Source organism: Sphingobacterium sp. UBA6317 (assembly GCF_002440385.1).
Lineage (GTDB): Bacteria > Bacteroidota > Bacteroidia > Sphingobacteriales > Sphingobacteriaceae > Sphingobacterium > Sphingobacterium multivorum.
Genome location: NZ_DJTD01000039.1, coordinates 156,782 through 163,633, shown reverse-complemented (window position 1 = coordinate 163,633; position 6,852 = coordinate 156,782). Strand labels below are relative to the sequence as shown.

At 40.7% G+C, this 6,852-nt stretch carries 5 protein-coding genes; 2 read left to right on the top strand and 3 right to left on the bottom strand.

Features of this window, described 5'->3' with window-relative positions; all coding sequences use genetic code 11:
• Window positions 1-472 precede the first annotated feature (472 nt).
• On the top strand, window positions 473-685 hold the full coding sequence (locus B3E92_RS12805) for a hypothetical protein (protein WP_286897100.1): 213 nt from the start codon (window positions 473-475) through the stop codon (window positions 683-685).
• Between the two features lie 216 nt (window positions 686-901).
• Here B3E92_RS12805 and B3E92_RS12800 read toward each other — a convergent pair whose 3' ends face one another.
• Window positions 902-3,247, bottom strand: a complete 2,346-nt coding sequence (locus tag B3E92_RS12800) for a TonB-dependent receptor (RefSeq protein WP_286897097.1) — start codon at window positions 3,245-3,247, stop codon at window positions 902-904.
• A gap of 151 nt (window positions 3,248-3,398) precedes the next feature.
• Here B3E92_RS12800 and B3E92_RS12795 point away from each other — a divergent pair, with 151 nt between their 5' ends.
• Window positions 3,399-4,493 (top strand): hypothetical protein, encoded by a 1,095-nt coding sequence (locus tag B3E92_RS12795; protein WP_286897094.1) that lies wholly within the window; start codon window positions 3,399-3,401, stop codon window positions 4,491-4,493.
• Window positions 4,494-4,637: 144 nt separating this feature from the next.
• Here B3E92_RS12795 and pgl read toward each other — a convergent pair whose 3' ends face one another.
• Both pgl and zwf read right to left on the bottom strand, forming a co-directional pair.
• Complete coding sequence (pgl, locus tag B3E92_RS12790) at window positions 4,638-5,348, bottom strand: 6-phosphogluconolactonase (RefSeq protein WP_286897092.1); 711 nt, start codon at window positions 5,346-5,348, stop codon at window positions 4,638-4,640.
• Window positions 5,349-5,365: 17 nt separating this feature from the next.
• Window positions 5,366-6,847, bottom strand: coding sequence for a glucose-6-phosphate dehydrogenase (gene zwf / locus B3E92_RS12785; RefSeq protein WP_286897091.1), 1,482 nt, complete (start codon window positions 6,845-6,847; stop codon window positions 5,366-5,368).
• Between the last annotated feature and the right edge of the window lie 5 nt (window positions 6,848-6,852).

Below are 6,852 nucleotides of genomic sequence, written 5' to 3'. Positions count from 1 at the left end.
AACGTTTAGGACGCAAGTGAAATATTCTATAACAAAAAGTTAACACAAAACTGAAAACAGCTAATATATTGTTGACGAGGAAACCATATATGTATTCTATCTAAAAATGAAAAATCATCAACTTTATTTGCAAGTAACCTGTGCAATAATAGAACACGCCAATACAATACCGATCTGCCAACGATCAGCTTCGATGAGGTGTATGTAGGCGGTATGTGGGAGATACCGAAAAATGTGAGGTCTGAAATACAAAATCCCACGGATATAATATATTCTTTTTAAATTGTAGAGGAAATCGCTGAAAACAATGAAATCAGTTTTCACCTTAAATACTGGAGACTAGGCTGCTCTTGAAATTGGAAATATAGAAAAGACTGTCACACTCAACATTTCCTTTTTTCACGATTCGTTGAAGGAATTGGCACAATCTGCCATTGAATTAAGAACTAAAGTTGACAAATCAGTTGTTTTTATGGATGAACCTGGTGAGCATAAACTTATTCTGAAAAAAAATGGCACTAGTATTTCCTATGAACTCCGATGGTATAAAGATTGGGCTAGTTGGAACCTCATAAGTGAAGATAATTTCGAAACCATACTTTCGGGTACTGCTACCCTGCCGAAATACATTAATTTGGTACGGGAGAACAGGTCGGCAATAATCTTGCGTCCTCTAAACAGTTAAACACGGGGAGCTCGCTAAAATGGAAATAGAAAACATTAGTTCAGCTTATAAAGCTGATGTCGTCAATATCGATGTCCCCTATAAAAACATTCAGGGCAACAATCTATTAAATAATGAAAGTGAATCACCAGCAGAATTTTTCGATTTGGTTTCGCCCCTTTTTCAAACAAGTTAGGATGTGGCTGACTTAAATGAATCGATCGTCACCTTTCTTCATTAGAGCAATAGCTTTAATCCAATAGAAATATTACGCCCCGGTAGTGGAGCTAGATATTTGAGTATGGAATTTTGCGGACGTGCTTCAACATTCAATAGATTATTTCCGGAAATAAAATAGACAAATTCATACTTTTTTAAATTCACCTTGTAACCTAATTGACCAGATAGCAAGGAATAGGCCGGCATCGGTGGCTCAATATTGATATTTTTACCTAAATAACGCTGTTTCAGATACCGGTCGAAATTGGCGTTCCCAAAAAACTTTTTATATTGAAGTAACGCGGATATTCCATATCTACTGGTCGGTAGGTTGGGCATATAATCTCCTTCGGCCCATTTGCGCATACTATCATCTGATGTATTTATATTTTTGACAAGATCGGCGAACGCATTTAATGCGAGATGACAACCGGCTGCCCACGCATAGGTATAACCTCCTTCCAACTCCCAACCCTGGATCTCGGTGTCTGAAGCACGCCATTCCTTAACCAAAAAACCACCAGAACGGGAAATGCCTGTATGAGCCAAATAGAGATAATTTTTAAAGAAGCTGCGGTAATGCGTCGCCGACAGTTTTAATCCAGCATATTTTACCCCTCCGGATAACTCATAGGAATTTGAGCTTTCCTTGTTAAGTCGATCATCTCCATTTTCTTCTACCAGGATTGCGAAATGGTCGTTCCCAGCATAAAGTTCATTGACCCCCGGTGCTCGTTCTGCGTGAGAAAATGTAGCCTGTAAATAGGCAATGTCAAAAATAGAATAGTTGATATCTCCCGAAAAGTGATTTAAGCTAAAATCCCGAGCCAAAAGCTGTCCCCCGGCCATCCCCCGGCTCCGCTGGTAGGTAGGATCGCTCAAAGTACGTCGGGCAACCCAGTCATGTCGGTAGCCCATATGAAGGGCAACTGGATTAAATTCTATTTTCTGCAACGTAAAGATCCCTCCTTCCCGACTCAGATTATTGGGAATATACCGCCGATCCCCCTCGCCCTTTAAGGCTACAAATGAAAAATCAAATCCACTCGTCCCAGACCAAAAACGGGTAAACTGCTGCGTTATCTCGGATCGAAACGCATGACGCTCACTATCGAACTTATTGACACGGTACCTGCCCAAGAGCTCCCGGTCGTCCGACAACTCACCTCTATAATTAAATTTAATTTCCGAGATCAACTGTGTGTTTGGCTTAAAAGCAGATTCTAACTGCCAGGCATAGGAATAAGTGCGTGTATTGATCGGCTCATATATGGGGGTCCAAACTGTGCTGTGGCTATGGACAGGCTTGTTGCGCTGTGCAAAACCAGGAATACCATAATAGCTTTCAAGAGCGTAAAGCCCGAGACCTACTCGAAAGTTGTCTCTGATATAGCTGGCTCCTGCATTGACAGCGCTTCTCTCGGCATGACTATTGGGCATCACTCCGCGTTTGACAGGTACGTAATCTGTAATCCCATGAACGACTTCGGTGTAAAATGGTGTGTTGGGATCCTGTCCGGCGATATATTTGTCATTTTGAGGATTTCGGACTTTTGCTCCATTGATAAATGAATAATCTTCAAAGGTATACAGGTCGGCCTCCGATAAACCCCACTTTGGATCGCCCATGTTATCGAGCACAAACTGACTTAAATAGGGATATAGCGTCAAATTTCGAATCGTCTCGCGATCTACATTTACCTGTGCCATTGCGGCTGTCAAATGATCGATCTTAGGATCATAAGCAATAGCCGCCTTTGTATTGCCCGGAATCTTAAGGTCTCCGTGCCTGAGCCTCATCGCGCCGATATGTCCCACCCAGTATTTTCCAAGGTTTGCATTGAAGGCCAGCGACTGGCTATTGCCACTATTGGTTCCTAACTCCGCACTGGCTTGGCCTGCAATCTTCTGTGGCAGACGGCTCATAGGAATGGTGTTGTCTTTGAGATTGACCGCTCCACCAATCGCCTTTCCTCCGAATAATACAGCAGCAGCACCCTTGTAAAGTTCTATTTCGCGTAGATTGTCCATATCGAAATTGGGATTTAGGTTAGGACTGATTCCCGACAGATCATTGACAGAAAGACCATTGGAAAGAACACCTACCCTGCTACCACTTAGACTGCGTATCATGGGCATGCCGGAATTGGGACCGAAAGAAGCGTTTTGTATCCCGGAAATATGACTCAATGTTTCACCGAGCGTTTGCGCCTGAATACGATCTAGCTGATTTCGATCGAGCCTCTTCTTTTGCCCATGCCCCGGCACAAAGCCAGTTGCCTCTACGGTGGGAAGCGTATAGCTTCGCAATGTATCCACTGATGGTGTGCGCTGTGCATGCGCAGTTTTTGCGCTAGTTAACATCACGAGAGATGCTAAAAAAACTTTATTCTGATACCGTAACATAGTATAACCTATTCCTGTTTGAGCTGCAAAAATAAAAAAGATAATAGTAAATGCAATCATGTTGCATTAATAATTTACAATTGCTACCTTCGTCAAAATTTTACATCATATGAAGTACATCAACACACCAATCGCTCTAGCTGCAGCGCTGACTCTGATGCTCGGTTCGGCATCATCCTGTAAAAAGGAAACAGCCGCTACTCCCACTGAAATCTCACTTTCGTTACCATCGCAGGTCAGTGTACGCTACGGCGAAACACAAGAAATTCATCTTCCGAAAGACCTAACTACAAGTACAGGACTGACATTCAGTTTTGACTTTTCCCAGACTGCAGACATCAATTTGAGCAACGGGAGTAAGCTCAGTGACAAACTGAATCAAGCAATCAAATACGATAGCGAAAAACAAAGCATACAGATTAACAGTGCCCTACTCTATCCAAACGGAGCCCAATCGAGCAGCGCACGCATTCCCGATGATTATAAAGTCACAGTGATAGCCAAAGAATCGCATGGCACAGTGGTAGGAAAAGAAAATTTTTCAGTCAAGATAACGGCTGGAACAATCGCTATCAAAGGCCTAAAAAGCGGCGGCGAGTTACCTTATTCGTATGTATTGTATGGCGACCAATCTACTGATTTTGAAATAGATCCTCTAGGCCTATCGATTAATGGCGCTAGTTTCCACTTGGCAAAAAAGGATGGCCAGGAAAATATCGCTTCAATAGCAGATACACATATCAAGTTATCAAAAGATGCTGGCGATCCGGAAAAAAAAGCTGAAAGGTCGTTCGAACTGACTCCCGAACTTAGGAAAGATGGTTTTCCTGTCGCTTCAACGACTTTTAGAGTCATTCTGATTCCACAAATTAAGTTCTTGTTTGGACAATATTATCCCGATCTAAACCTGACAATCGACTTTAGTCTGATACACATCGGTCTTTCAAATGGTTATGTCTCTGCAGCACCAACACTATATCCCGAAAAATATAAATCTGCATTTGAACTGGTTTCAATACAAAAAGATGGACTGCCATTTACAGATAGCGAAAACCTGTTTAGCGTAAATGCCCAAACAGGTACAGTTTCCGTGAAAAAAAGTGATCGTTTGAAAGCTGGTAGCTATAAGGTAACCATAAAGGCACTGACGACCACAGGGCTTGAATTTACGGCTAACCTCACTTTAGCAATGTCTGAAGGATAACAGAAATACCCTGGTTACAGTGATTCCTTCCATCGCATGATAAGAGGAATCAAAAAGACCTTTCCGCAATAGCGGAAAGGTCTTTTTAATAATCTCAATTTCGAAATGGAGGTTAATATTGCTTACCCCGAAAAGACAATTAAATTAAATTCCAGCTTCTTTATCAGTAAAAAGCTGTACTCCTGCTTTCTTTTCAATTAACTGTAGCGGATATAGTTCAGGATTATATACACCATTAAGAACCTCGTTCAAAGCGTTTTTCTTGGATTTACCGAATGTAACAATCAGAATATTTTCAGCTTTATTGATGATAGGTTCAGTCAACGTAATCCTAAACATTTCCTGCGGCTTTAGATAGTAGGCATCAACCCATTTTTCCTTTTCCTGTAAAATCTTTTCACCTGGAAACAGAGAAGCTGTGTGGCCATCATCGCCCATTCCTAAAAGGATGAAATCAAAAACACCGTCAGCTCCCAAAACATTTCTGATTTGCGCTTCGTATTCTTTAGCGTAATTTTCAGGCTCAATTCCCTCTTTATACATGGGGAAAATCTGATTTTTATTGACTGGTACCTTATTCAAGAGTACTTCCAAAGTCATCTTAAAATTACTTTTCTCATCTTCAAGAGAAACCCATCTTTCATCTACCCAAAAAAAATGGATTTTCTCCCAAATTATTTTATCGGCATATTCAGGAGTAGCTAATAAACTAAAAATAGCTTTCGGTGAAGAGCCACCACTTAACGCAACCACAAATTTATCATGCTTCTGGATTGCTTTTTTCGAACGCTCAACAAATGTATCTGCTGCTGCTCTATATAAAGCATCCAGATTATCAAATATCGTAATATTCATTTTCTTTTAATTAGATTTTAAACCCACTGATGTCCCTGCCGCTCTACCAGTGCATCACTGTCATCAGGTCCCCAGTTTCCTGAAGCATAATTTGGGAAAGAGGGGTCTTTGGTTTTTTCCCAGGTTTCCTGAATTGTTTTTATCACATCCCAAGCTTCTTCTACCTGATCAGAGCGCATAAACAGTGTAAGGTCTCCGACAAGTGCTTCCAATAAAAGAGTTTCATAAGCTTCGGGAGTATCGGTCTGACAGGCAAAATTATCGAAAATCATTTCCACAGGTTTAAGCGCTAAGGACAAGCCTGGTTTTTTAGACATAAACTGCAATCTGATGTCCATTTGTGGCTGGATATTAATAATCAATCGGTTAGCCGACAGAAGCGAGGTGCTTTCTGAAAACATAGAATTGGGAAGTGGCTTAAACTGAATCGTTATATAAGAATGCTTTTCTTTCATCTTCTTCCCGGTACGAACATAAAAAGGAACATCTTCCCATCTTTCATTATCCAGATAAAACTTGATAGCGACAAATGTTTCGGTATTGGAATCAGGAGCAATTCCCTCCTCCTGGCGATAGCCATTTACTTTTAGCCCATTTACTTTGCCTCGTCCGTACTGTCCTCTTACCGCATAATGATCTACTTTTTCAGGAGAAATCCTACGGATGGATTTTAAAACATCAACTTTACGGTCCCTGATCTCACCCGATCCAAGTGAAGCCGGAGGTTCCATAGCAACCATACAAAGAATTTGCAAAAGATGGTTCTGAATCATATCGCGCAAAGCTCCTGTCTGCTCATAAAAACTGGCTCTTGTTTCCACTCCGACTTCTTCGGCAACCGTAATCTGCACCGATTCTATATGTCTGTGGTTCCAAAGAGGTTCAAAAATTGAATTTCCGAATCTGAATGCCAAAATATTCTGTACTGTTTCTTTACCTAAATAATGATCAATACGATAAATCTGTTCTTCCTGGAAAGTTTGTGAAAGAAGATTATTTAGCTCAATGGCAGATTCTTTATTGTGACCAAAAGGTTTTTCGATAATAATTCGATCTGTTGCAGGATCAGATGCTATTGATGTATTTTTAAGATGATTTGAAATTACCGATACAAAGTTTGGTGCAATCGACAAATAGAAAAGTCTGTTTCCTCTCATTCCGTACACTTTATCAAAATTCTCCAGTTTCTGATATAAATTCTGATAAGAGCTTTCTTCATTAAGCTGATGCTGAAAATAGCTGATGTGAGCCTGAAAACCAGCCCAATCTTCCTTGGTTACGGTCTTCCTGGAAAAACTCTCCAGATTTTCTTTAATATAAGCGCTGAATTTTTCATCCGTATTTTCGGCTCTTCCTAAAGCTAGAATATTAAAACCTTTGGGCATTCTGCCATCGATGTATAAATTGTAGAAGGCTGGAAAAAGCTTTCTTTTTGCCAAATCCCCTGTTGCACCAAAAATAACGATCGTTGTTGGATGCAGGATTGTATTGTCACTCATTGTTA

Excerpts from the sequence above, each read along its gene's own strand:
- B3E92_RS12805 (WP_286897100.1), top strand. The coding sequence starts at position 473 with ATGGATGAACCTGGTGAGCATAAACTTATTCTGAAAAAAAATGGCACT.
- B3E92_RS12800 (WP_286897097.1), bottom strand. The coding sequence starts at position 3,247 with ATGTTAACTAGCGCAAAAACTGCGCATGCACAGCGCACACCATCAGTG.
- B3E92_RS12795 (WP_286897094.1), top strand. The coding sequence starts at position 3,399 with ATGAAGTACATCAACACACCAATCGCTCTAGCTGCAGCGCTGACTCTG.
- pgl (WP_286897092.1), bottom strand. The coding sequence starts at position 5,348 with ATGAATATTACGATATTTGATAATCTGGATGCTTTATATAGAGCAGCA.
- zwf (WP_286897091.1), bottom strand. The coding sequence starts at position 6,847 with ATGAGTGACAATACAATCCTGCATCCAACAACGATCGTTATTTTTGGT.